General features: G+C 48.7%; 24 protein-coding genes. 12 read left to right on the top strand and 12 right to left on the bottom strand.

The window, feature by feature from the left end; genetic code table 11:
* Positions 1-86: 86 nt before the first annotated feature.
* From HRI97_RS06815 to HRI97_RS06830, 4 genes are all read right to left on the bottom strand, one after another.
* On the bottom strand, positions 87-995 hold the full coding sequence (locus tag HRI97_RS06815) for a hypothetical protein (protein ID WP_253724722.1): 909 nt from the start codon (positions 993-995) through the stop codon (positions 87-89).
* A gap of 172 nt (positions 996-1,167) precedes the next feature.
* The gene (locus HRI97_RS06820; protein WP_253724723.1) at positions 1,168-1,413 is read right to left on the bottom strand and encodes an AbrB/MazE/SpoVT family DNA-binding domain-containing protein; all 246 of its coding nucleotides are present in this window, start codon (positions 1,411-1,413) and stop codon (positions 1,168-1,170) included.
* A 152-nt stretch (positions 1,414-1,565) separates the two neighbouring features.
* On the bottom strand, positions 1,566-1,883 hold the full coding sequence (locus HRI97_RS06825) for a HigA family addiction module antitoxin (RefSeq protein WP_253724725.1): 318 nt from the start codon (positions 1,881-1,883) through the stop codon (positions 1,566-1,568).
* A complete protein-coding gene (locus HRI97_RS06830; protein WP_253724727.1) occupies positions 1,858-2,139 on the bottom strand; it encodes a type II toxin-antitoxin system RelE/ParE family toxin in 282 nt (93 codons plus the stop codon). The genes HRI97_RS06825 and HRI97_RS06830 overlap by 26 nt, the downstream gene beginning before the upstream one ends.
* A gap of 807 nt (positions 2,140-2,946) precedes the next feature.
* Here HRI97_RS06830 and HRI97_RS06835 point away from each other — a divergent pair.
* The 6 genes from HRI97_RS06835 (at position 2,947) to HRI97_RS06860 (ending at position 10,339) form a co-directional block, all read left to right on the top strand.
* Positions 2,947-4,614 carry a RecQ family ATP-dependent DNA helicase gene (locus HRI97_RS06835; RefSeq protein ID WP_253724728.1) on the top strand — a complete coding sequence of 556 codons (1,668 nt, stop codon included), beginning with the start codon at positions 2,947-2,949 and terminating at the stop codon, positions 4,612-4,614.
* A 139-nt stretch (positions 4,615-4,753) separates the two neighbouring features.
* Entirely contained in the window at positions 4,754-6,034 is a 1,281-nt protein-coding gene (locus tag HRI97_RS06840) for an ABC transporter substrate-binding protein (protein WP_253724730.1), read from the top strand.
* A 128-nt stretch (positions 6,035-6,162) separates the two neighbouring features.
* Positions 6,163-7,050, top strand: a complete 888-nt coding sequence (locus HRI97_RS06845) for a carbohydrate ABC transporter permease (protein WP_253724732.1) — start codon at positions 6,163-6,165, stop codon at positions 7,048-7,050.
* Positions 7,047-7,913, top strand: coding sequence for a carbohydrate ABC transporter permease (locus tag HRI97_RS06850; RefSeq protein ID WP_253724733.1), 867 nt, complete (start codon positions 7,047-7,049; stop codon positions 7,911-7,913). Before HRI97_RS06845 ends, HRI97_RS06850 begins: the two co-directional genes overlap by 4 nt.
* A gap of 31 nt (positions 7,914-7,944) precedes the next feature.
* Positions 7,945-9,297: a family 4 glycosyl hydrolase gene (locus tag HRI97_RS06855; RefSeq protein WP_253724734.1), complete on the top strand. Its 1,353-nt coding sequence runs from the start codon at positions 7,945-7,947 to the stop codon at positions 9,295-9,297.
* A 4-nt stretch (positions 9,298-9,301) separates the two neighbouring features.
* Entirely contained in the window at positions 9,302-10,339 is a 1,038-nt protein-coding gene (locus HRI97_RS06860) for a LacI family DNA-binding transcriptional regulator (RefSeq protein ID WP_253724735.1), read from the top strand.
* A 110-nt stretch (positions 10,340-10,449) separates the two neighbouring features.
* On the opposite strand, the gene HRI97_RS06865 is transcribed toward HRI97_RS06860, so the two are convergent.
* The 8 genes from HRI97_RS06865 to HRI97_RS06900 form a co-directional block, all read right to left on the bottom strand.
* A complete protein-coding gene (locus HRI97_RS06865) occupies positions 10,450-10,677 on the bottom strand; it encodes a hypothetical protein (protein WP_253724736.1) in 228 nt (75 codons plus the stop codon).
* Between the two features lie 41 nt (positions 10,678-10,718).
* Positions 10,719-11,849 (bottom strand): ABC transporter substrate-binding protein, encoded by a 1,131-nt coding sequence (locus tag HRI97_RS06870; RefSeq protein WP_253724737.1) that lies wholly within the window; start codon positions 11,847-11,849, stop codon positions 10,719-10,721.
* Positions 11,850-11,936: 87 nt separating this feature from the next.
* Positions 11,937-12,722, bottom strand: coding sequence for an ABC transporter ATP-binding protein (locus HRI97_RS06875; protein ID WP_253724738.1), 786 nt, complete (start codon positions 12,720-12,722; stop codon positions 11,937-11,939).
* Positions 12,719-13,732: a FecCD family ABC transporter permease gene (locus HRI97_RS06880; protein WP_253724739.1), complete on the bottom strand. Its 1,014-nt coding sequence runs from the start codon at positions 13,730-13,732 to the stop codon at positions 12,719-12,721. Before HRI97_RS06880 ends, HRI97_RS06875 begins: the two co-directional genes overlap by 4 nt.
* Before the next feature lie 20 nt (positions 13,733-13,752).
* Positions 13,753-14,835 carry an ABC transporter substrate-binding protein gene (locus tag HRI97_RS06885; protein WP_253724742.1) on the bottom strand — a complete coding sequence of 361 codons (1,083 nt, stop codon included), beginning with the start codon at positions 14,833-14,835 and terminating at the stop codon, positions 13,753-13,755.
* 105 nt (positions 14,836-14,940) lie between these two features.
* Entirely contained in the window at positions 14,941-16,131 is a 1,191-nt protein-coding gene (locus HRI97_RS06890) for a nitrogenase component 1 (protein WP_253724743.1), read from the bottom strand.
* Entirely contained in the window at positions 16,128-17,414 is a 1,287-nt protein-coding gene (locus HRI97_RS06895) for a nitrogenase component 1 (protein WP_253724744.1), read from the bottom strand. Before HRI97_RS06895 ends, HRI97_RS06890 begins: the two co-directional genes overlap by 4 nt.
* Positions 17,414-18,196 carry a nucleotide-binding protein gene (locus HRI97_RS06900; RefSeq protein WP_253724745.1) on the bottom strand — a complete coding sequence of 261 codons (783 nt, stop codon included), beginning with the start codon at positions 18,194-18,196 and terminating at the stop codon, positions 17,414-17,416. Before HRI97_RS06900 ends, HRI97_RS06895 begins: the two co-directional genes overlap by 1 nt.
* Before the next feature lie 128 nt (positions 18,197-18,324).
* Between HRI97_RS06900 and HRI97_RS06905 the strand changes: the two genes are divergently transcribed.
* From HRI97_RS06905 to sufU, 6 genes are all read left to right on the top strand, one after another.
* On the top strand, positions 18,325-19,221 hold the full coding sequence (locus HRI97_RS06905) for a glycoside hydrolase family 113 protein (protein ID WP_253724746.1): 897 nt from the start codon (positions 18,325-18,327) through the stop codon (positions 19,219-19,221).
* 252 nt (positions 19,222-19,473) lie between these two features.
* Complete coding sequence (gene sufC, locus HRI97_RS06910) at positions 19,474-20,226, top strand: Fe-S cluster assembly ATPase SufC (protein WP_180486094.1); 753 nt, start codon at positions 19,474-19,476, stop codon at positions 20,224-20,226.
* Complete coding sequence (gene sufB / locus HRI97_RS06915; protein WP_253724747.1) at positions 20,223-21,641, top strand: Fe-S cluster assembly protein SufB; 1,419 nt, start codon at positions 20,223-20,225, stop codon at positions 21,639-21,641. The genes sufC and sufB overlap by 4 nt, the downstream gene beginning before the upstream one ends.
* Before the next feature lie 9 nt (positions 21,642-21,650).
* Complete coding sequence (locus HRI97_RS06920; protein WP_253724748.1) at positions 21,651-22,724, top strand: SufB/SufD family protein; 1,074 nt, start codon at positions 21,651-21,653, stop codon at positions 22,722-22,724.
* Positions 22,717-23,940, top strand: coding sequence for an aminotransferase class V-fold PLP-dependent enzyme (locus HRI97_RS06925; RefSeq protein ID WP_253724749.1), 1,224 nt, complete (start codon positions 22,717-22,719; stop codon positions 23,938-23,940). The genes HRI97_RS06920 and HRI97_RS06925 overlap by 8 nt, the downstream gene beginning before the upstream one ends.
* 84 nt (positions 23,941-24,024) lie before the next feature.
* A complete protein-coding gene (gene sufU, locus HRI97_RS06930) occupies positions 24,025-24,522 on the top strand; it encodes a Fe-S cluster assembly sulfur transfer protein SufU (RefSeq protein WP_253724750.1) in 498 nt (165 codons plus the stop codon).
* Positions 24,523-24,587: the final 65 nt, after the last annotated feature.

Consider the following 24,587-nt stretch of genomic DNA (forward strand, 5'->3'; position numbering starts at 1 on the left):
ATCTTTTTCAAACAAAATTCTTATGCAATCTCGCCTTGAATATCTGAGACAGGTTTTATTGTTATCATAAAATAGACAAAGGTAAATCACCTCTTGTCTATGAGCTTTGCCTCAAGCGTATCGCGTTGATACTCTATAGTTTGTTCTTCCAGAGTTTCCAAAATTGAAGGAATTATTTTTTCCAATTCAGAATCTTTAATTTTTCTATCAATTGCAATGTATAGAATTTTATCTTTACAAGGAAACAGATATACTTCTCTGAATGAATTCGATCCGGTTTTAACAGTCTCTTTTACACCCTCAAGGCCGTTTGCAGTTTTCACTTTTACAACATCCGATTTTTTTACCGAATGTGTTTCCTTTAGAAAATCCCCGAAAGCAATCAAAAAATCCGTCCATGTATCGTAATATGTCGAAAATTCAATAAGTTGAAATGAGCCTATTGAAAAAAATTCTTTAAATGGTTTTTCAAATGAAAAACCTGCCCAATAAGAATAATCGACCGTTGAATATACTTTTGCAAAGTTTTTCTGAGCGGGAAAAAGTTTGTTTCGGATTGCGGTAAATTCCTTATATCCGGCCGGTAAAATAAATGAAAAATCATCCTCTTCTATTTTTATTTTACCGCGAATTTCAAAATTGTAATTGCCGGTATAACCTGTGTTTTCATCATCAAACATCGCACCGATACACAAGTAATTATCCTCGTAGATATATTCGGAACCGTCTTCAAAAATTATTTTTAGATGAATTAACCATTCATATTCAGAACCGTAATATTCCTCATATAATTCTCTTGTAATTCCTCCGATTCTGCCCGACGGAATTTTCTTAAGAACATATTTACATTTATTGTTTTTTATTTGAACCGGCATTTCGTAACATACGGTTTCATTATTGTTCTTATCGAGAAATAAAAGTTTTGCCGTTCCTTCAACAGCTTTTTCTTTCGGTATTGTAAACGTTATTTTTTCAATATCATCTTTATAGTACATCTGCGAGTATTTATAAGATGAACTGAAATTTTGCTGAGCATTGCAATTCAACAAACAGATATTACATAAAATTAAAAATACATAAGTTTTTTTCATTGTCCAACCTTAAAACGTTAAAACGGCGGTGGGCTTGAACCGCCGCCCGCTTTGAAAACCATATTATGTGATTTCTCTACTCAATCATCAATTTTATATTATCAACGACAGAATTTATTTCATCTTCCGTTGCCTTTTCGATAAAGGCACAGTTTCTTTGAGTCCAGTCAAGATTTTTTACTTGGTCGCTCAAAATACAGCCGTTGATAGCATGATTGTCCAATACAATTTTACTGCCGCTTCTTACATTGTTATCTTTTGCCCAAAAAGAAGGAATCCTAAAACCGAGGCTGTTACCCCATTTCTGAACTACTGCCTGCATAACACACCTCCATATAGTGAGAATGTCGGTTTTACAAGGCGGTACTTTTTTCATTTTATATCCAATGTGCGCCCCAATGCGGGCGTCCGGCTAACATTCGCCTAAACTGCATTTGCAAAGCAGTGTCAGCGTTGAAGCGGGTGTTAGATAATTTAGGCATAGGCGTACATTTTTATTGTTTCAAATTCTAGGAAGTGATTCTTGTTTTCTTCTTCTAGATCATACAAATTCTGAAGATTGAGCCAAAATTCAGCTGTTGTTCCAAAGAATTTTGAAAATCTGATAGCGGTATCCGCAGTAATTGAACGCTTTCCATGAATTATTTCTGAGATTCTTGTTTCAGGAACATTGATTTCTTTTGCCAGACGATATGCAGAAATATTCATCGCATCTAAAAAATCTTCTTTGAGAATTTCTCCAGGATGAATATTTGGTAATTTTTCATCAGTGGTAATCTGTGATTCTAACATTTTCTGCACCTCCATTTTCAAACTTAAATACAATTCTCCATTGATCATTTATTCTGATTGAATAAAATCCGTCTAAATTCCCAACGAGTTTTTCCAAACGATTACCTGGAGGGATCCTTAAATCTTCTACAACTTTTGCAGCTTCAATCATTCGAAGTTTTCTTCTTGCAATATTCTGAATCGTCATCGGTAATTTTTTACTTTTATTACCTTTGCATATTGCTTCTGTTTCTATATCATCAAAACTTCTTATCATATTTCTATACTAATGCTAAACAGAAGTATTTGTCAAGGTAAAAACGAATAAGAGCACGGAAATCAATTTTCAGAAGCATTATTTAAAAAGTTGATAAGGTGCTAAAGTAAGTGCATGAGGTGGGAAGAACTGGAAGACGCACTCGAAGTGCTTGAGACGGAGCAGGAATACGACGGATATTTTTGCAGCATAAAAGATGCGGTTATCATCGTGATTTTGGGAAGCCTGTGCGATTTGCAAAGCGTGAAAAAAATCCACGAGTGGGCAACGACCGAATATATCAGAACATTCTTAGCAGAAACCTTCGGAATCAAACGGATACCGTGCTATTGGCGGCTGTTAAGTCTACTTGCAATAATACGGCCGGAACTCAAATGCATTGGAGCACTTCATACACGATTTGAGACGAACAAAGGCGTGACGGAAGAATGGCATTATTATATTTCAAGTAAAGCGTTACGAGCGGAAGAGCTGCTCCATCATGCAAGAACTGAATGGTCGGTGGAATCGGTGCATTGGCTGTTGGATGTACATTTTGACGAGGACAGATGCAGGTGCAGAGTAAGAACGTACAGCAAAATCTCAATATGCTGCACAAATTCGCGCTTCGCGCTCGTTGCAAGTTGCGCAAGGAACTTCGCGCTTCGCGCTCGTTGCAAGTTGCGCAAGGAACTTCGCGCCGTTTGCAAGCGGTGTGTCCGAAAAGTGCTCCGCAATTCCGCGTAAATTTGCTTTTTAAACCGATTATTATTGTGGCTTAATGTCGAGTTCGGCATTCTCCCGGTACAAAAAATAAAAGGAAAAACCATGCAATTCGAAAAAGAAATCTGCAGCGACGGCGAAGCGGGCTTGGACGACGACGCGCTCGGTGCGGCAAAACGCGCTTTCGGCATAAGCTATCTCTATCCGTGGCAGCGCCTCGTCATCGCGAACATCATCGACGCGTATCGCAGCAGGAAGGCGGAAACGGACGACGGCAGCGCTGCGGAAGCGGACGGCATTGCGGCCGAAGCGAAGAACAGTACAAACGATGCGGGCAGCGAAGACACGGCCGAATACGGCAGGCAGATAGTCCTCCTTCCGACGGGAGCCGGAAAGTCCTTGTGCTTTCTCGTTCCCGCCCTGCTTTTGGACGGGCCGACGCTCATCATCTATCCCCTCCTCGCGCTCATGGCCGATCAAAGGCGGCGTATGGAAGAAGGGAATATCGGCAATGTTACGTTTCGGGGCAGCCAAAGCGCCGAAGAGCGGGCGGAAAATTTCAATAAAATAAAAGCGGGTGCGAAGATCATTTTGGCAAATCCCGAAGTGCTGCAAAACGAAGCACTGGTCACCCGTCTTTCCGAATGCGCAATCGCGCACGTCGCCATCGACGAAGCGCACTGCGTTTCCGAATGGGGCGACAGTTTCCGCCCTTCGTATTTGACGCTCGGAAACATCATCAAAAAACTCGGCTCGCCCCTCGTCACCGCTTTTACCGCGACGGCTTCTCCCCAAGTGCTCTCCCGCATAGCGGACGTGCTTTTCGACGGAAGCGCGCGCATCGTGCGATCGGAAAGCGATCGTCCGAATATCCGCTACCGCGTCGAATACAGCTGCTGTAAAAAGCATACGGCGCTCATGCTCGCTTACACCGAACAAAGGCCGATGATAATTTTTTGCCCCACGAGAGTCTGCGCCGAAGACGTCGCGCGCGATCTTATGCTCTGTTACGGAAAAGAATCGGCGCGTTTTTATCACGCGGGTTTGGAAAAATCGGAAAAAGATGAAATCGAAAAATGGTTTTACGATAAAACCGATGCCGTCCTCTGCGCGACCTGCGCCTACGGTATGGGGGTCGATAAAAAAGATATCCGCACGATCGTTCACATCGACGCGCCGAACACGGCCGAACAATATATTCAGGAAGCGGGACGGAGCGGACGCGACGGAAAAGATGCGAACGCGATTTTGCTGTGGAGTCCCGCGGATACTGCCCGCTTTTCACGCTTTCCGAAAGGGAGCCGCGAATACGCGATGAAAGAATTCGCCGAAACGAAAAACTGCCGCAGGCAAGTGCTTCTCGACGCACTCGGCGCGGAGGAGGCGGTGTGCAGCGGCTGCGACATCTGCGACGCCCAAAAGAAAGCCGAAGCGAAAGAAAAGACGTTCCGAACGATGCCGCCGTATAAAAAAATATACCGCCTTGTACGAAATCGTTTTTTCCCTGCGGAGCGCGACGAAGACTTCGCCTTGCGTTTTATCGCAAATCACCGGAACGCATACACGAAAATCGAACTTGAAGGAATGCTGCTCGCGCTCTTAAACGAACGCTCTCAGAAAATCTGCGGCCTCAATACGTGGGAACACGATACCGTTTCCGAACTCGTCTTTCAGCTTGAAAAAAGCGGCCGCATTTGCATAAAAACTTTTCCGTGGAAAGGAAAAGTCGGCATCCCGCGCGGCAATAAGCACGTATGTACAAGTACCGTATAAGACTTGTATAAAATCGTACACAAATGGAATATTTGTCGTGAACACGGACATTTTTCTTGACAAAGCCGAAAAACGGGTTTATCCTTTTTATAAATAGGTGTTACGTAACACCTGCAAAAGTTTAAAACAGGAGGTTGTGATGAAAAAGCTACGCACCGTACTTTTCATTTTTGTTTTTGCCGCTGCTTTTCTTTTAGCGGCATGCACGAAAAAAGCTGCCGGCAAGCAGGACGCCAAAAAAGGAGCATCGGTCAAAATGTTTCAGCTGAAAGTTGAAATAAAAGATGCGATCGACTCCTATGCGGCGGACTATACCGCTGCGACGGGAATCCCGGTAAGCGTCGAAACGCTCGGAGGCGGCGGCGATTACGCCGGAACGCTGAAGGCAAAGGCTCAGTCCGGAAACATGCCCGATATTTTTCAAATTGAAGGACAGGGCGGCTACGATCTTTGGAAAGACTATATTGCCGATTTAAGCGATCAAAGCTGGGTAAAGGATACCGACCTTGCATTTAAACAAAACGGAAAGGTATACGGTTTTCCGGTTGCAATCGAAGGATACGGCTTGGCTTACAATGCCGATATTTTGCAAAAAGCCGGCGTCGATCCCGCAAAGCTGACGACCCGCAAAGCGTATGAAGACGCTTTTAAACTGATTGATTCGAAAAAAGCGGAACTCGGTCTTGATTCGGTCGTATCGATGGCGGCCTCCGTTGCCGGCGGTATGTGGTGGGTCACGGCTCAGCACAATTTGGCCTGCTATTGGGGCGGCGGTCTTGCTTTTGACGATACGTCGATTATCGAGATGGCGCTGAAAGGCAAGCTGGATGAAAAACGCTTCGACCAATACGCGAAATACCTGCAGCTTTTGTTTAAATACGCCGACAAAAACATTTTGCAAAACGGCAGCTACGACAATCAGGTATCGGCCTTTGCGCGCGGCAAGGCGGCATTTTTGCATCAGGGCAACTGGGTGGATCCGAACCTGAAGCAGCTTGGCGTTACGTTTAAAATCGGCTATGCGCCGCACGCCTTCCTCGATACCGAAGAAAAAGGTTTGTACCTGTTCGCTCCGAGCTGGTGGTGCGTTAACGCGAAGAGCCCCAACGCCGAAGCCGCAAAAGCCTTTTTGGCGTCCATGGCCGAAACTCCCCAGGGACACGAATTTTTGGTAAAAAAAGCGGGCATGATTCCCGCCTTTAAATCCGTAAAACTGCAGCCGGAAGGCCAGTTGAGCCGCGCGCTTATGGAAGCGAACGCCAGAGGCGGCAACTACGGCGTATTTTTCGGTATGCTGCCCGACGGTGCGGGACGGAACGTATTCGGCCCCGTCTTCGATCTGTTTGCCCAAAACCCCGACGCCATCGATCAATTTAAAGCCGACATGAAAAAGGCCGTTGCGGGTTTGCCGAATATGTAAAAAAAACGGAGAGGTCGAAAATTCGTTTTTTCGGCCCCGTGTATATTACATATTAAATTAAGGAAGCTGTCCGAAAGTTGCAATTTTCGGACGGCCGCCGATTTCAGTTTAAGTTTAAGGAAATACCGATGAAACAGAGCCGCACAGTAAATATTTTATTTATTGCCCCCTGCCTGTTTGCGTTTATAATGATAATCGTCATTCCCTTCGGATTCGGTTTGTATTATTCGCTGACCGATTGGAACGGGGTTCGCAGCAGCGTACAGTTTGTCGGTTTGGCAAACTTTAAATATCTTTTTACCGCTCCCGACTTTTTATATTCGTTTTTAATTACGATAGGCTTTACGCTTATAAACATCGTTTCGGTTAATGTTGTCGGTTTTATTTTATCGCTTCTTGTAACTTCGAAAGTCAGATTCCGCAACTTTTATCGGGCGGGCTTTTTCGTTCCCTATCTTATAGGCGGAATCGTTTTAGGTTATATTTGGCAGTTTATTTTAAATAATGCGCTGGTAATGCTCGGCAACAAGCTTTCTATAGGTTTTTTGCAGTCGTCGCTTTTGAGCCGCCCGAACACGGTGATTTGGGTTATGTCCTTTGTAAATACCTGGCAGTACGCCGGATACATTATGCTCATTTTCGTTGCGGCGATTCAGGGAATTCCTTCTTCGCTTTTGGAAGCGGCGAATGTCGACGGCGCAAGTTATTTTACGCGGATTTTCCGCATACTCATTCCGATGATGGCGCATGCGTTTACGATTTCGTTTTTTTTAACGCTCACTTCGTCATTTAAACAATTCGATATGAACTTTACGCTTACAAACGGAGGACCCGCTACCCGCTTTCTCGGTTCGCCGATTAAAGCCAGTCAGCTTTTGGCAATGAATATTTTCGATACGGCGACGGCAAACCGCATGGCCGAAGCGCAGGCGAAAGCGGTGATTTTATTTTTGGCTTTGGTAATCGTATCGTTGCTGCAGGTAAATGTGAATAAGCGCAGAGAGGTGGAACTGTGATACGCGGCGGAGAAAAATATACGCGCCGGATTTTGGCTGAACTCTTTGCATTCCTGCTTTTTGTGCTTTTTATGGTGCCGTTTGCAATGGTTGTGCTCAATTCGGCAAAAACGTCAAAAGAAATTATAAGCAATGCGTTAAGCCGGCCGGAACACTGGAAACAGCTGTTTACGAATATCGGCCGTATTTTCGGCAATGCCACCGTCGATTATCCGGGCGCCTTTGTAGACAGCGTCGTTATTACGGCCGTATCGCTTACGGTTATAGTGATTTTTTCGTCGATGTGCGCGTGGGTGCTCGTGCGCAACAGAACCAAGTGGTCGACCCTTATTTTTATGCTCTTCGTTGCGGCGATGGTTATTCCCTTTCAAGTGCTTATGTATCCTTTAGTGCGCTGGCTGCGGGTTATAGGCGATTTTTTGCACATACGGCTTTTGGGAACCGTTCACGGCATCGCTTTCGCCTATTTGGGCTTCGGCTGTCCGCTTTCGATTTTTATCTTTCACGGATTTATAAAAAATATCCCGTACGAGCTTGAAGAATCGGCAACGATAGACGGCTGTTCGCGCGGTATGATTTTTTTCAAAATCGTTTTTCCGCTTTTGCAGCCGATCATCGTTACGGTGCTCATTTTGAACGGCATTTGGATATGGAACGATTACCTGCTCCCGATTTTGGTTTTGGGTTCCAACGGAAAAGTGCAGACGATTCCGATTGCGGTAACGACTTTTGCCGGCGCTTACTTAAAACAGTGGGATTTGATTTTAACGTCGACCCTGCTTGCGATGATTCCGATCATCATATTGTATCTTTTTGCGCAGCGCTATATTATCAAGGGAATGGTTGAAGGTTCAATAAAATAAATAAAACAGGTATCTCTATGGAGGTTTTTATATGAAGATTGTGTTGGTCGGTGCCGGCAGCGCCCAATTCGGGTACGGTACGCTCGGCGACATTTTTTGCAGCAAAGTATTAAAGGGAGCCGAAGTCGTACTGCACGATATAAATGCACACACGCTGAAAACGGTATACGAAACGGCGCATGCTTTTATACAAAAAAAGAAACTTGATTTTAAAGTAAAAGCCGAACTCGACAGAAGAACCGCTTTTAAAGGCGCGGATTTTATTATTTCGTCGATCGAAGTCGGCAACCGTTTTGAACTGTGGGATCAGGACTGGAAAGTGCCGCAGCAGTTCGGTATTCACCAAGTATACGGCGAAAACGGCGGCCCCGGCGGCGTTTTCCATTCGCTGCGCATTATTCCGCCGATTTTGGAAATCGTAAAAGACGCGGTTGAAATCTGCCCCGACGCATGGATTTTCAACTATTCAAATCCGATGACCGCGATTTGTACGGCGGTAAACAGAGCGTTCCCAAAAGCGCATTTTGTCGGCATGTGCCACGAAATCGGCTGGCTCAGCAGATGGCTTCCGCCGATGCTCGATATGAAGCTCGACGATATTTATTTTAAAGCGGCCGGCTTGAATCACTTCAGCTGCATGCTCGAAATTAAAAACAAAAAAACGGGCAAAAACCTGTATCCGGAAGTGCTTAGAAAAGCCGATAAGTTTTTCCATTACGAATCCGGTTACAGCGATGTGTGGGACATGTATCGCAAAACGGGAAAATTCGAAGAAACCGAACGCTTTTACCGCCAACAGTCAAAAGGAAAAAGCGCGTACGAATGGGCCGACCGCCGCCTGCATAAATTCATTTTGGAAACCTACCGCCTGCTTCCGATAACGGTAGACAGCCACTTCGGCGAATACATCGGCTGGGCGTGGGATCTTGTCGATCATCGCGGAATTCTCGACTTTTACGATTTTTATAAAGTCGAACTGCGCGAAAAACCCGCACAAATAAAGCTTGAAACGCACGAGCGCGTTATTCCGATAATCGACGGTATGCTCACGAATTCCGGCTACGAAGAATCGGCTGTCAATATTCAAAACAACGGGCTTATCGAAGAGCTTCCTTCGTGGATTACGGTTGAAGTTCCCGCCGTTATCGATAAAAACGGTGTTAACGGAATTCCGATTAAAAAGCTGCCCAAAGGGTATGCGGCTTTGCTTCGGAATTACTGCGGCGTGTACGATTTGACGGCCGAAGCCGTTTTGAAAAAGGATAAAAACCTTGTCGTTCAGGCTTTGCTTGCAAACCCTGTCGTCAACACGGCGTCCGTCGTTAAGCCTATGGTTGACCATATGATTAACGCGCAGCGAAAGTGGCTCGGCTATTTAAAATAAAAACGTGGCGACAATAAAAGAAATTGCGGCGAAAACCGGAGTCAGTGCGACTACCGTTTCCAATGTCTTACACGGAAGGACGGCAAAGGTTTCCGCCGCAACGCTTAAAAAAATTCAATCCGCAATCGAAGCCGAAAAATATACGCCGAATATGGGCGCCGCACTGCTTGCCCACAGTGTTTCGCGTATCATCGGTGTAATCGTTTATATGGATCCGCGAAGCAACGAAACCGTTTTTGAAGATCCGTTTACCGGAGCGATGATCGGCGCGCTGGAAAAGAAAATTCGGGAAAGCGGTTATTATATGATGCTCTATGCGGCGCGGGAGCCGCAGGAAATTTTTAAACTCATCCAAAATTGGAAGCTCGACGGCTTGCTGCTTTTTTGGGTTCCGACCGAAATCTGTTCCGTTGTCCGGAAAAAAACCGATGTGCCCCTTGTTTTTATCGATTGTTATTTTGCCGATGACGGATTGGTTTATCACAATATCGGCTTGGATGACCGGCAGGGAACCTATCAGATGACTTGGTATTTGCGCAAGATGGGACACACGGCGATAGCGTTTTTAGCCGACCGCAAAGATCCCGTCGGAGGCGATCGCGACCGTTTGGAAGGTTTTATGCAGGCTTTGACGGACAGCGGCATAAAAAATCCCGAAAAGCATTTCGTTCCGCTGTCGAAAGACTGCGCCGAGCGGACGGACGTTTATAATTTTTTATGCGCGGATAAAAGGCCTTTTACGGCGTTATTTTTTTCCGCCGACTATTATGCCGCCGAAGCTTTGGCGTACTTTCAAAAGCAGGGTTTGCGCATTCCCGAAGACCTTTCCATAGCGGGATTCGACGACAATATTTATGCGCAAGTCGTAAATCCTTCTCTTACAACGGTTTATCAGGATGTATTCCGGCGCGGATGCGCCGCCGTCGATATGCTCGTAAAGCTGATGAAAAAGCAGCCCGTAGAAGAAAACAATATTCGTTTTCCCGTGCGTTTGATTTTGCGCGATTCCGTTGCGCGCATAGGCTGTGAAAAACGAAGCTGAGCTTGCCCGATAGTATAGCAGCTTGTAAATTATATATCGTATGCTATATATAAGTATATGCATCCGCACACGAAAAAAATGATTGCGCCGATAGTAATCGTTTTTTTGTACTATGCGGACGAAGATTCCGTTTTCCCCGATTCCGAAGCCGCTTCCGCGTTTTGCTTTACCGCATTCGATTCGACCCGCCGCCGTTTTTTTCGTTTGGGTTTTTTCGTATAATTTGCGACAAAGACGGCGAAGTCCATCACCAAAAATACGGCGATCGCCGTGCCGATGACGCGCGCGTCCGTGAGCACGGCTTTTGCGAGTGAAAGCGTCGAAAACATATCTTTCATACTGTAATTATCGGCGCTTTCCGTGCACAGGATAAGGATCCTTAGGCGCCCCGCGTTCCGGCAGCTCCTTTCGAATCCTGATTGTACATACGCTTTATCTGCTCGTCGGTCAAATCGATATCGTACATATCTTTAAAATACGACTTCACTTCTTTTTCGACGTCGATATCGCCGAAGAGTTCGGGGTAGACTTTTTTTGCGATCCAGTACAGCGTTACCGGCGTGTCCGCGCTCGGCGTATAGCTGCGGTAGGTTCCGAGCGGCATTTTGTACACCGTACGGTTTTGCACCGCTTTGATCGGCGACCAATCGTAATTTGCAGTCCTGTTGTTGTACAGATCGTCGGCTGTCTGGGAGGTAAAATTGGTTATTAAAATGATATCGGGATTCCACTTGTATATCTGTTCCATATTGATGACGGCGTTGCTGTTTTCAGCGCCTACTTCTTCCGCAACGTTTTTCGCGCCGACGGCGTCGCACCAAAATTGTCCGAAAAAGTGTTTGCCGCTCGTCACGATAGTTTTTTCATTACACATAAACAAAAACAGCACTTTTTTGCGGTCGTTTTCGGGGATGGACGAAACGCGGGACTGAATCGTTTCGTAGACTTTTCGGCTGTATGCGCTCACCGCGTCTTTTTTATCGTTTTCCGGAAAAACCTGACTGAGCAGGTCTATCCAGCCGTCATAGGTATCGAGGATATTGTAGTCCCATTTGTTCACACTGACGGCAAGGGCGGCCAGTCCCGCTTTTTTGATTTCCTCTTTTTGCTGCGAACGATGCGCCGTTGTAAAGACGACGTCGGGTTTGAGCGCGAGCACTTCTTCGACGTTCAGCGTATCGTTTGCAAGAAAGTGCGAATCGATATGCAAATACGACGGGAAAAGTTCTCCGAGCAGTCCCGCTTTTGCAGCTCCGATCGATGCGGGCGGAATGCCGACGAGGCGGTCGGGGCTTCCCAAAAATACCGTGATGACGGACGGAAGCGGCCACACGCCGACAACGACGGCGCGATTGACCTTTGCGGGGATGACGACGCTTTCGTCGTCGTGATCGATAACGGTGCGCGTTGCCGCCTCTTTCGCAGCCCCCGACTTCGAGCAGGAAATGGCGAAGGTCGAAAGCGCCAGGCATGCGAAAAGCGTTCCGATACGGACAATATTCTTTTTCATAATTCCTCCAAAAAAACTTTTGCGGAAAGTTACAACTTTCGAAAAAGTTTTTAGCCGTGCGCGAAAGCGCACGCGTTTTTCCATAATTCACACTAAATACAGCGGGACGACGTCCTTGTATTTTGTGTTTTGATATTCGAACTCGTTGATGTGTACTTGCACGCTGAACGTCTTTTTCATCGAATCTTCGGTGATGACTTTTTCGATCGCGCCGCTCGTGCTTTCACCGTCCCTGTTCAGGATGAGCGCTTTGTCGGCGATCTTCATCGCATGAGCGGGATAGTGCGTGTTCACGACAGCCGAAATATGCCGCTCTTTTGCAAGACGGTAAATCGTATTTAAAATTATCAATTGATTTTTAAAATCCAAATTCGATTCAGGCTCGTCGAATACGAGCATTTCGGGTTCTACCGCAAGAGCGCGCGCGATGAGCACCATCTGCAGTTCCCCGCCGCTCATTTCGGTACAGAGCTTATCGCGGAGAAAAGCGATACCCGTGTCTTCCATCGCGCGAAGGGCGATGCGTTTGTCTTTTTCATCCGGCTGTTCGAAAGTACCCAAGTGAGCGCTGCGGCCGAGCAGTACCATGTCGAAGGCGGTAAAACCGAACGCGACACCTTTCGCCTGCGGAACGTATGCGACGCGCCGCCACAGATCTTTTTGTCTCCAGCTTTCAAGCGCTCTCCCGTCGATAAGGGTTTCGCCCTTATCCCATTTTAATAATCCCATCATGCATTTGAGCAGCGTTGTTTTGCCGACACCGTTCGGACCGAGTATGCACAACACTTCTCCGCTTTCGACGGAAAACGAAATGCGATCGAGCACGCGCTCGGTACCGTAGGCGAACGAGCCGCCCCGTACGGAAAAAGTCATGTCCACGAACCTCCCGTCTTTCGTAAGAGCGCGATAAAAAACGGCGCACCGATAACCGCCGTCAAAATCGAAATCGGGATTTCGGCCGCACTCATGCTTCTTGCAAATGTATCGATAACGATAACGAAGACCGAACCCAAACTGATGCTTATGGGAATGACGGTGCGATTGTTGCTGCCCATGAGCATACGCGCCATGTGCGGAACGAGCAAGCCCACCCAGCCGATCGAACCGCACATCGACACGGCGGACGCGGTGATAAGAGATGAGGCGACGATGACGAGCAGGCGCATCACGCGGATATTCATACCCATCGAACGAGCTTCGTCTTCGTTCAGCGATAAAATATTGAGCCGCCAGCGGAGCGCAAAGATGATGAGCGTTCCCGTAACGATAAACGGAAGACCGAGCAAAAGCGTTTTACAGCTTGCGCCCGACATACTGCCCATAAGCCAATACGTGATCGACGGCAAAATATCCTGCGGATCGGCGGCGTATTTGACGAGCGACACAAAGGCTTGGAAGAGTGCCGAGACGACCATGCCCGAAAGCACGATCATGACGACCGAACTGCGTCCGCGAAATCGTCCCACCGAATACGTGACGGCGCAGGCGGCGAGTCCGAATACAAGAGCTGAAAGCTGCACGACGATCAAATTGCTTCGAAAAAGAAGCGCCGATACCGCGCCGAAGGATGCGCCGCTTGCCACTCCGAGCGTATCGGGCGTCGCGAGCGGATTCGTAAATAAACCCTGAAACGCGGCACCCGCGCAGCTTAAACCCGCTCCGACAAAAGCCGCCAAAATGATGCGCGGTAAGCGGACGCTGAAGATGACGGAGCGTTCAACCGCAGTTATCTCCGCCTTCGTCACGCCGGAAAAGAGGATGCGCACCGTATCGAAAACACCGAGCGCATAGCGTCCGAATCCGAGACAGATGAGGGCGGTAAAAAGCGGCAGCACGGCGAGAGCTGCAAAGATGATTTTGCGCTGCCCTGCAGTATAATTCATAATTGCGTTTTCCTTTTCGTTTACAAACCTGCGGCGGATCTCGACGGATGATAAATCGTATGGAGGTCGCCGGAAGTGAGCGTTATTCCGTAGAATTCTTTATAATAATCGACGATGATTTTATCGAGGTCGTAGTCTTCAAATAATTTCGGCTGAATCGTCTTTGCAAGGAATACGAGCGAAAGCGGCGAATCGGACGACGGCGGACACCAGCGGTACATACCGAGCGGAAATTTATACACTTGTTTTTTTTGTACAGCGCTCACGCTCGACCAGTCGTTGCCGTCGACAATGCCGTCGTCGAAATCTTCGGGAAGTTTGGTATTGAAATTTGTTAAAATCACGATATCGGGATTCCATGCGTAAATCTGCTCCATATTGAGTTCCACGACTCCGCCTTCCGACTTCGCAGCATTGATCCCGCCTGCCGTCGTGATCCAATATTCGGGGAACATCTTTTTTCCGTAGGTCGTGATCTTTCCGTTATCGTACGAATAGATGATCATCGCACTCGGCTTTTTCCCTTCGGGGATCGATGCAACGCGCGCTTTTACGTCTTGCTCGATTTTTCTTCCGTACTCGATAAGCTTTTTCGAACGATCCGTTTCACCGAGCACTTTTGCCAAAAGATCGATCCACGCCGCATAGGTTTCGATCGTATTGAACTTCGCAATCGACGTTGAAAAGCCGACGGCGGGGATCCCCGTTTTATCGAATATCGCTTTTGACGCTTTCGCTCCGGCGTTGTAAAAGATGACATCGGGTTTGAGCGCCATCAATTCTTCCGCGTTGATGACGCCGCCCTTTTCGAATCCCGTCTTCGCGTTTGCAATTTCGGGATAGGCTTTTACAAGAAACGATGCTTTTGCAGCCGCCATGGAACTCGAAGGAATTCCGACGAGTTTTTTTGCGGAATCCGCATACAGACAATAGACCGAAGGCAGCGGATAGAGACTTGCGATAACGATCCTGTTGATTTTATTCGGCACTTCAACGGTATTGCCCGCGTGGTCGACAACGGTATGCGTTTTCGGCGCGGCAAAAGCACGCGATGCCGTAAAGAGACAGAGTACGGCACAGACTTTTATGATCATCTTTTTCATATATCCTCCTATTGATTTTATGTATCAATTCTCAGTTTACTCAAAAATAAAAACCGATAATGCTCTCTACTGTAAAATTATCAATTACCTATTAACAATTAATAATTATTCTTCCGCGATTCCAAAAAGAAAGCGCGTCATGTCATCGCCTATGACGCACTTCGTGTCGTCCCAGCACACTTTGCTCGAAACGGCTACGTGCGGCAAACCGTGAAACCTGACGGAAGAATTTTTTATCAATTCTCCGACAAGCGGATCGGCTACGATATCGGTATATGAACCGCCGTTTACAAGATCCATGAGTTCCCGTTCGCACACGGCTTTATGATCGCATGTTTCGGCGTATTCCGGAAACGAATTGAAAAGGTATGCCGCTTCTATGTCCGCCGTTCGAGAGATGCGCCTGAGTTCGTTTCGAATCGAACATGCCGTAACCTGCTCTCCCGCAATCAAAATCCGTTTGTGCGAAGTTTGCGCCGCATTCGCTTTCGAAGCGATTTCCCATACGCTCCCCGAATCGCTTTTTTCGCCGGAAAGAAAGCGCCGTACGACCGTAAGCATCGCCTTTCCGTCTCCGAGGGGAACGCCTGCAATGTAGGGAATGTGATACACCCTTTCCATATATTTTGCGATTTCGATCCCCGCATACGAAAGCGCGACGTTCAAGGCCGCAGAGGGGCTGCGTTTCAAATCGTCGAGCGAAAGACCCATCGAAAGGCTTGCAATGATTTCAATACCGCTTTTTTCAAACAGGGCGCGTACAGCTTCTGCGTTTCCGCTGTTGCCGAAATCGAGCGGCGTCAAGCCGAGGAGATTGATCGCATTGTTTTGCTTTTCACAGCGCTTTGAAGCCGGAGCGAAACGCTTTAAAAGCGCAATCGTCCCCATGGAGACGCCTTTATCGTAAAACACCGTACCCTTCGTGTCGAAGCCGAACGACGGAATCCCCGTCGCTTCTTCCACTTCCGAAGCGATGCCGTCGTAATCCGTACCGATGACCATGGGAACGGGACTTCCGAGCAGCGCGATAAAAGCGGGTTGCAAACTTTCGGCGGCTTCAATCATCCGTTTGACAAGTTTTTTATCGTTTCCGAGTACCGCGTCCATATGGCGCAGCCCCGAGCAAAACACGATCGATTTCGAATTCATCCAGCGAGGTTCATCGTATCCCAAATAATTTCCCGTACAGCCGGACGCATCGTGGATAACGATCATACCTCCGAGCTCAAAGAGCGAAGAAGCGACTCCCGAATAATCGGGCGCGAAGGGCGGCAAGACCAAACACAAATTATTCATATAATAAGCTTTGCCTCCCTTATCATTTCGGCGACATCGGCTCGGCGGGCATTTGCACTCCGCATCATTTCCATAAGGCGGGCGACGCCTGAAAAACCGAAATTGCCCTCGTCGTCCATGATGTTGACGACCTTTTCCGATCCGGTCATATAGCCGCAGTCGAAACCGATACACAAACAGTCGGAGTACGATCGGTACGCGAATTTCGGAGAGTCGTGATGCAGCGGACTTGCAATTTCCAAATGAGGAGCGTGCGTTTTAAGCCACTCGAAACTTTCTTTTTCAAACGGAAGGATTTTATCGACGGCGAGCAGCTTTACCGTAAAACCGTAAGAGATGAGCGTCTTCGCGAGCGCACACGGCTGCTTTACCGCTTGAAAATCGATCGCGACGGGCGTACCGTCTAAAAAAGCCGCGGTTTCACGGAGAGATGCTTTTGCATTTTCATACTCGCGCTCGATGTCAAACGATACGTTCATACCCGCATCGGAAAGTTTTTTCGCGAGCTCTCCGTACATATCTTTTATGCCGTCGGGATCGTAGGTGACGTACGATAAAAAATACGGAATGCCCGGATTTTTTTCCATGTCGCGGGCGGCAAAAGCAGCGGCGGGAGAGAGTACGATATTCATACCGCTCGTCCGCATCGCATAGTATTCGTCGAATGTTTTGCATTCGCTTATATGGCGTACGCGGATACCGTTGTCGCCCATGATGCGGTAGAGTTCGGAACCGGCTACCGGAAGCACATTGTTTCCGATGAGATTTACATAATTTTTAAAGTGTTCGGCTTCTTTTCCGTCGGGAGAAGAGAGCAGACTGTACATATTTCGATTCAGCGACACGAGCGGCGGAAGCGGCGTATCCGATTGAATCGGATTCATGTGGCAGGAACGGAAAAGGACGTCCGGATATGTTTGCTCAAGTTTTTCATCGAGCGCCGCATGATCGGTGCCGAGCATATCGTCAAGGCAGGACACGAATAAAAACAACACGCGCGGCTTTTTTTTCAAAAACGCAAAGAGTTCTTCGATTGCACGGAAAACCTGCGCTTCGTAATCGCCGGAGACGATCTCTTTTTCGCCGATAAAAAGATAGGATACTTTATCCTTTACGCCGTTGATGATTCCTCCGAGCGCGCCGTGTCTGCCGCAGGCGAAGGGAGAAACGAAAAGCATATACACTTCCGGTACGAGGGCGGCAACGCGGATGACGCCCCAGCCGCCGTGAGCGGGGGATTCGTAGTGCAGCGTCGTCGTAAAACAGGCTGAACGGCACTCCATCACGCAACCCCGTTTTCAAGAGCGACGTCTTCGCTTCTCGCAAGGATTGCTTCGGCGAGCTTACGATAACAATCGGCCTGATGTGATTCCGGAAAGGCTTCGATCACCGTCTTGCCCTGATCTTCGGCTTGCTGTACGACGCCGTCGCGCGGAATGACGGAAACGACACTGCCGCCGATTTCTTTCAGCGCCTCATTTACGGTTTCGAGTTCGTTTTCAACGTTGCGCGAATTGAGGATGACGCCGGAATACCGCGCATAACCGCGAGAGCCGAAATTCGAAATAGCGTGTGCGATGTTCGAAGCCGCATACAGCGACATCATCTCGCCCGAGGTAACGATAAACACGTCGCGCGCATAGCCGTTTCGGATCGGCATCGCAAAGCCGCCGCATACGACATCTCCGAGAACGTCGTAAAATACGATATCCGGCCGGTATGTCGTATACGCGCCGAGTTCTTCCAATTTATCGAATGCGGTGATGATGCCGCGTCCCGCACAGCCGATGCCCGGAGTGGGTCCTCCCGCTTCCACACACAAAATATCGTTAAAGCCCTTAAATACGATATCGTCGAGGTGCAGTTCGGCTTCTTCATCTTCGCGCAGCCGATCGAGTACCGTCACGATCTTTTTCCCGCCCATAAGGTTTTTTACGGAATCGGATTTCGGATCGCAGCCGATCTGCATCACTTTATATCCCATCGTACTCAGCGCGGCAGACAGATTCGACGTTGTCGTCGATTTTCCGATACCGCCTTTTCCGTAAATTGCAATCCTTCTCACGAACATACCTCGCAGAAAAAAGATAATTAGCAGTTGCTAACGATATGCTTTTCCGCCGATCCTGTCAAGACGATGATTGACCCTTGTATCTTTTACCTGTATAGTTTTTTAAATTAAGGCGGAAAATTATGATGCGACATACGCTGTTTTTGATTATCGCGGCGGTGAGCCTTTGCGCTTATCCGACTGCGGCAGAGAAGCTGCAAAAAAAATCCGCGCCGTTGTACGGTATAACGCTCGATGCGCTTTCGTCCTCTTCAATCGATGCCGTTACGGATGCCGTACGGGCGCTTCCCGTAAAGCCCGCCGCGCGCGTCGTTATCGATGCCGATACAAAGCCGGCTGATTTTATTCCGCTGCTTTCCCGCCTGCACGAAGCCGCGTACATCATGTTGTGTCCCTGCGATTCCGAAGATATGAAACGCTATAAAACCGTCAAAGCGTATACCGCGCGTTTTGCCGACTGCGCTTTACACCTCGCTCCGTATGTCGATATTTGGGAAGTCGGCAACGAAATCAACGGTGAAGGATGGCTCGGCGGTACAAACGCATTGAATGCGCAAAAAGTCTACGCGGCGTGGGCATATTTGCATTCGCGCGGATATAAGACGGCGCTTACGGCATATATGTTCAAGCCGGGCGATCAGAGTATGACGATGGAAGCGTGGCTTGCAAAGTACGTTCCCGCGGATATGAAAGCCGCGCTCGATTACGTGCTTGTCAGCTATTACGACGAAGACAACGACGGCGAACACGAAGACTGGAACACCGTATTCGAAAACCTGTACCGGCTTTTTCCCGATTCGCTGCTCGCCTTCGGCGAATGCGGCTTTGCGTCTCCGCACAAGGCGGGAAACGATTTTAACAAACAAGCCGATGCGTATTACCTCATGCCTCCGTATAACGACCGCTATGTCGGCGGATACTTTTGGTGGTACTGGCAGGAAGACTGCGTTCCGCATCAAAACAATCCGCGCTGGCAAAAGATGTACGACGATTTTTACCGGATGAAAGAGCTGTATTAAACATCGCCTGAATGCAAAACCGAACATATCGTTTTCAAAATCGATATATTTGCCGTATAACGACGTATCGCTTTTCCGCGCATATAACGACGATACACACACGTACCGTATTTCAACGATGCTCCCGGACGCTGTATGCACGCTTGCTTTTTTGATATAATATCGTTATATTGAACGAGAGCATAATTACCTACTTGTTTTGTAGATAATTAAGTTTTTTATATTCCGTATCAATCAGGAGTTCCGGTATTTATGAGTGATCTGCTGCTCGACGTCCGACATGTTTCGGTCGATATAAATGAAAAGCCCGTATTGTACGGTATCGATTTGAAAATCAATAAAGGCGAAACGCACGTATTTATGGGGCCGAACGGTGCGGGTAAATCGACGCTCGGCAACACGCTTATGGGAAATCCCGTCTACACGCTGACCGAAGGGAAGATCATATTCGACGGCAAAGACGTAACCGAAGAAAAGGCGGACGTGCGCGCAAAAGAAGGCATGTTTTTATCTTTTCAAAATCCGCTCGAAGTGCCGGGTATTTCCCTCGAAACTTTTATCAGAAGCGCGCTCCAGCAGCGTACGGGCGAGCGGGTCAAACTGTTCCAATTTCAAAAAGACTTGCAGGCTGCGATGAAATTGTTAAACATGGACGCGTCCTACGCTTCGCGCGATTTGAATGTCGGCTTTTCCGGCGGCGAGCGCAAAAAAAGCGAAATCCTGCAGCTGCTCATGCTGAAACCCAAATTTGCCATACTCGACGAAACCGATTCGGGACTCGACGTGGACGCCGTGCGCACGGTATCGAAAGGTATCGAAGAATACAAGCAAAACGGCGGCACACTGCTCATCATCACGCATTCGACGAAGATTCTCGAAAGTCTTGCCGTCGATTTTACACACGTGCTCGTCAAAGGCAAGATCGTCAAAACGGGAGATGCGTCTCTTGTCGATGAAATCAACAAAAACGGCTTCGAACGATTTGAAAAGGACGGCGGACAATGAGCGAAGTCATAGACAGAAATTCCGCCGCAAAAATCGATATCGACACGTCGATGTACGATTTTCGCTACGATGAAAAAGATTTTTACCGAAACGATCCGGGCTTGACCGAAGAAACCGTTTTAAAACTTTCAAAAGACAAAAACGATCCCGAGTGGATGAGAGATTTCCGTCTCGCCTCTCTTAAAATCTATAACGAAATGCCCGTGCCGAACTGGGGGCCGGACATAAGCGGTTTGCACATCGAACACATCGCGACCTACGTGCGCCCGAATACGAAGATGAAAAACAATTGGGAAGAAGTCCCCGAAGACATAAAAGAAACCTTCGAAAAGCTCGGCATCCCCGAAGCGGAGCGCACTTCGCTTGCGGGCGTCGGCGCACAGTACGACAGCGAACTCGTTTACCACAATATACGCGACGAAGTTGCAAAGCAGGGTGTCGTCTATTCAGATTTCGAAAGCGCGCTCAGGGGCGAATACGCGGACATCGTTAAAGAGCACTTTATGCGCCTGATTCCTCCGCGCGCACACAAATTCGCAGCCCTCCACGGAGCGGTGTGGTCGGGCGGTTCGTTCGTGTACGTGCCCAAAGGCGTTCACCTCTCCTTTCCGCTGCAGTCGTATTTCCGCTTAAACGCGAAGGGAGCCGGCCAATTCGAACACACGCTCATCATCGTCGATGAAGGAGCCGATCTGCACTTTATCGAAGGGTGTTCGGCGCCGAAATACAATGTCGCAAACCTGCACGCGGGAGCCGTCGAACTCTACGTCGCAAAAAACGCGCACCTGCGCTATTCGACGATCGAAAACTGGTCGAAAAACATGTACAACCTAAACACGAAACGCGCACGGGTCGAAGAAGGAGGCGCGGTCGAATGGATATCCGGTTCTTTCGGCTCACACATTTCCTATCTCTACCCCGAAAGCGATTTGGTCGGCGAACGAGCGAGAGCCGAATTCACGGGCGTCACCTTTGCGGGAAGCGGCCAAAACCTCGACACGGGTGCGAAGATGGTGCACAGCGCGCCGCATACGTCGAGCGTCATTACGACAAAATCGATTTCAAAAGGCGGCGGCGTAAGCACATACCGCTCGGCCATCTATATCGATAAAAAAGCGCACGGCAGCAAAGCATCCGTTTCGTGCGAATCGCTCATGCTCGATCCGAACTCGCGAAGCGATACCGTACCCGCTATGGAAATTCACACCGACGACGCGGACGTCGGCCACGAAGCGAAGATCGGACGTATTTCGGGCGACGCGATTTTTTACCTCATGTCGCGCGGTATTCCCGAAGACGAAGCGAGAAGCATGATCGTCAGCGGGTTTGCAAATCCCGTCAGCAAAGAATTGCCGCTCGAATACGCCGTAGAAATGAACAATCTCATCCGCCTCGAAATGAAAGGCACTCTGTAAGGACCGCGTATGACCGATACATTGACAATCAACAATCTGCCGACGCTCACGTGGAATTGGCTTAAAATAAATTCGACACCCTTTTCAACCGATGCTCTCTTTTCAGGCGACGGAGATCCCCGCATAAGCGCCCTGCCCCGCGGCGTCGAATACGAGCGAAACGCAAATGCGGATGCCTATCGCGATCTCGAAACGGGCTGCGGAAAAGCGCTCGGAGAGCATTTTTTTAAAGATGCGAAAGCTTCACGCATCACCGTAAAAAAAGGCGTGCACGCTGCAGAGCCCGTCCGTATCGATTTCGATTTGGGCGATAAAAGCGCTACAGAGGCATTCCACATCATCAAAGCTGAAGAAGGAGCCGCCGTAACGGTTATCATGAGATACGAATCGGCGAGAGCTTCATCGGGCACGCAAATTCTTCGCACGATCTGCGACGCGCAAAAAGACGCGTGCATTCACTTGATAAAAGTACAGCTTTTAGGCGACGGTTTTGTACAGGTCGATGACATCGGCACAATATGCGCAGAAGGCGGCCGCGTCGAAGTGACGCAGGTAATTCTCGGCGGAAAAGAAACGTACACGGGAGCTGCAGGAGCGCTTCCTGCTTTCGGCGGCTCGTTCAAAGCCGACACGGCGTACTTTTGCCGAGGCGGGCAAAAACTCGATTTGAATTACATTGTGCGCCAAATCGGCAAAAAAACCGACTGTCGGATGACCGCGCAGGGAACGCTGCAGGACAAAGCGGTAAAAACCTACCGCGGTTCGATCGATTTTATAAAGGGCTCGGAGGGTTCTACGGGAAACGAATACGAAGAAGTGCTTTTGCTCTCTCCCTACGTCGTCAATAAATCGATCCCGCTCATCCTCTGCGGCGAAGAAGACATCGCAGGCGAACACGGTTCGACGATCGGAAAGCTCGGAGACGATACGCTCTTTTATATGCAGTCGCGCGGCATCGCAAAACGGGAAGCGGAAATGCTTATGGCACGCGCAAAAATCGCACGTGTCGCCTCAGACATCCCCGACGAAGCGACGGTCGAAAAAATCAACGCGTATTTGGACGAGGTGCTTTCACATGAATGATTTTCGAAACGATTTTCCGTTTTTTTCTAATGAAAAAAATAAAGACATCATCTATTTCGACAACGCGGCGACCTCTCAGCGGCCGCGCCGAGTCATCGATGCGATAAGGCATTTTTACGAAGAAAACAATGCGAATCCGCTTCGCGGCCTCTACGATTTAAGCGTGCGCGCAACCGAAGCCTACGAAAATGCCCGACATACCGTCGCCCGTTTTATCAACGCGGCGGAAGATGCCGAAGTGATCTTTACGCGGAACGCGAGCGAATCGCTGAACCTCGTCGCCTATACCTACGGTATGGCGAATATACGAAAAGGCGACGAAATCGCCGTTTCGATCATGGAACACCATTCGAATATCCTTCCGTGGCAAATGGTCGCAAAAGCGAAGGGTGCAAAGCTCGTGTATTTGGAATGCGATAAGGGAAGCGGCGTCATCTCCGACGAAGAAATCGCGGCAAAGATCGGAAGCCGCACAAAGCTCGTCGCCGTCGCACACGTGAGCAACGTGCTCGGTATCACAAACGATATCGAAAAGATTGCAAAGGCGGCTCACAAAGCGGGTGCCGTCATCGTCGCGGACGGCGCGCAAGCCGTACCGCACATCAAAACCGACGTACGCGCTCTCGATGCGGACTTTTACGCGTTCAGCGCACATAAACTCACCGGCCCCACAGGCTGCGGCGTTTTGTACGGAAAAAAATCGATCCTCGAAAATATGCCGCCCTTTTTGCGCGGCGGAGAGATGATCGAATACGTTACGAGAGAAGACGCGACGTGGGCGCCTCTCCCGGCAAAATTCGAAGCGGGTACGGTAAATGCGGGCGGAGCGGTAGGTCTTGAAGCCGCCGTCAAATACATCGAATCGGTCGGCTACGATTACATAACGAAGCACGACAACGCGCTCGCCTCGTGCCTCATCGAAGGCCTAAAAGAGATTCCGCACGTGCACCTTATCGGAAATCCCGACGGAAACCGGCACTGCGGCATCGTAACCTTTACGATAGACGGCGTGCACCCGCACGACATCGCAACCGTGCTCGACACGGAACGCATCGCGATCAGGGCGGGACACCACTGTGCTCAGCCGCTCGGTGCCTACCTCGGCGTTCCCGCAACGGCGCGCGCAAGCGTCTACTTTTACAACACCGAAGACGAAGCCGCCGTTTTTTTAAGCAAAGTAAAAAACATCCGTTCGTGGATGGGATTTAAAGACTGACAGCAAAGGCTTTCGGCTGCGGAACAAAAAAGCTCGGACGAAAGAGACGGCGCATACACGCGAATACACAAGGACGGCATTGGTATGGAAACGAAAGAACTCTATCGTGAAATTCTCAACGAACACAATTTAAATCCCGCGCACAAAAAGCCGATGGCTCGCCCGTCTCTCGTTTTAAACGGCATCAATCCGAGCTGCGGGGACAATATCACGCTCAGTTTGCAGATCGATGATGACGGAACGATCACCGACGGCTCTTTTACGGGAAGCGGCTGCGCCATCTCCCAAGCGTCGGTCGATATGATGCTCGATCTCGTCATCGGAAAAAATAAAACCGAAGCGCTCCGCCTCGCAAACATCTTTATGAATATGATAAAAGGCGATGCGAGCACATCCGACATAGAACAACTCGACGAAGCGGCCGCCCTCGAAGACGTTTCGAAAATGCCCGCGCGCGTCAAATGCGCCGTGCTCGGCTGGCGGACGATGATGGAAATGTTCGACAAAAACAAATCCGTCGGAAGCGGCAGCGCGACGCATTGCGACAACTGTACGCAAAAAACCGCATGTACGAAAGGATAAGCCGGCCTTACAATACGCTCCCCCGTCGAAGCAAAAACGTAAACGGAACATATCGATTTTCAAAG

The organism is Treponema socranskii subsp. buccale (assembly GCF_024181585.1).
In the GTDB taxonomy this organism is placed as follows: Bacteria; Spirochaetota; Spirochaetia; order Treponematales; family Treponemataceae; genus Treponema_D; species Treponema_D buccale.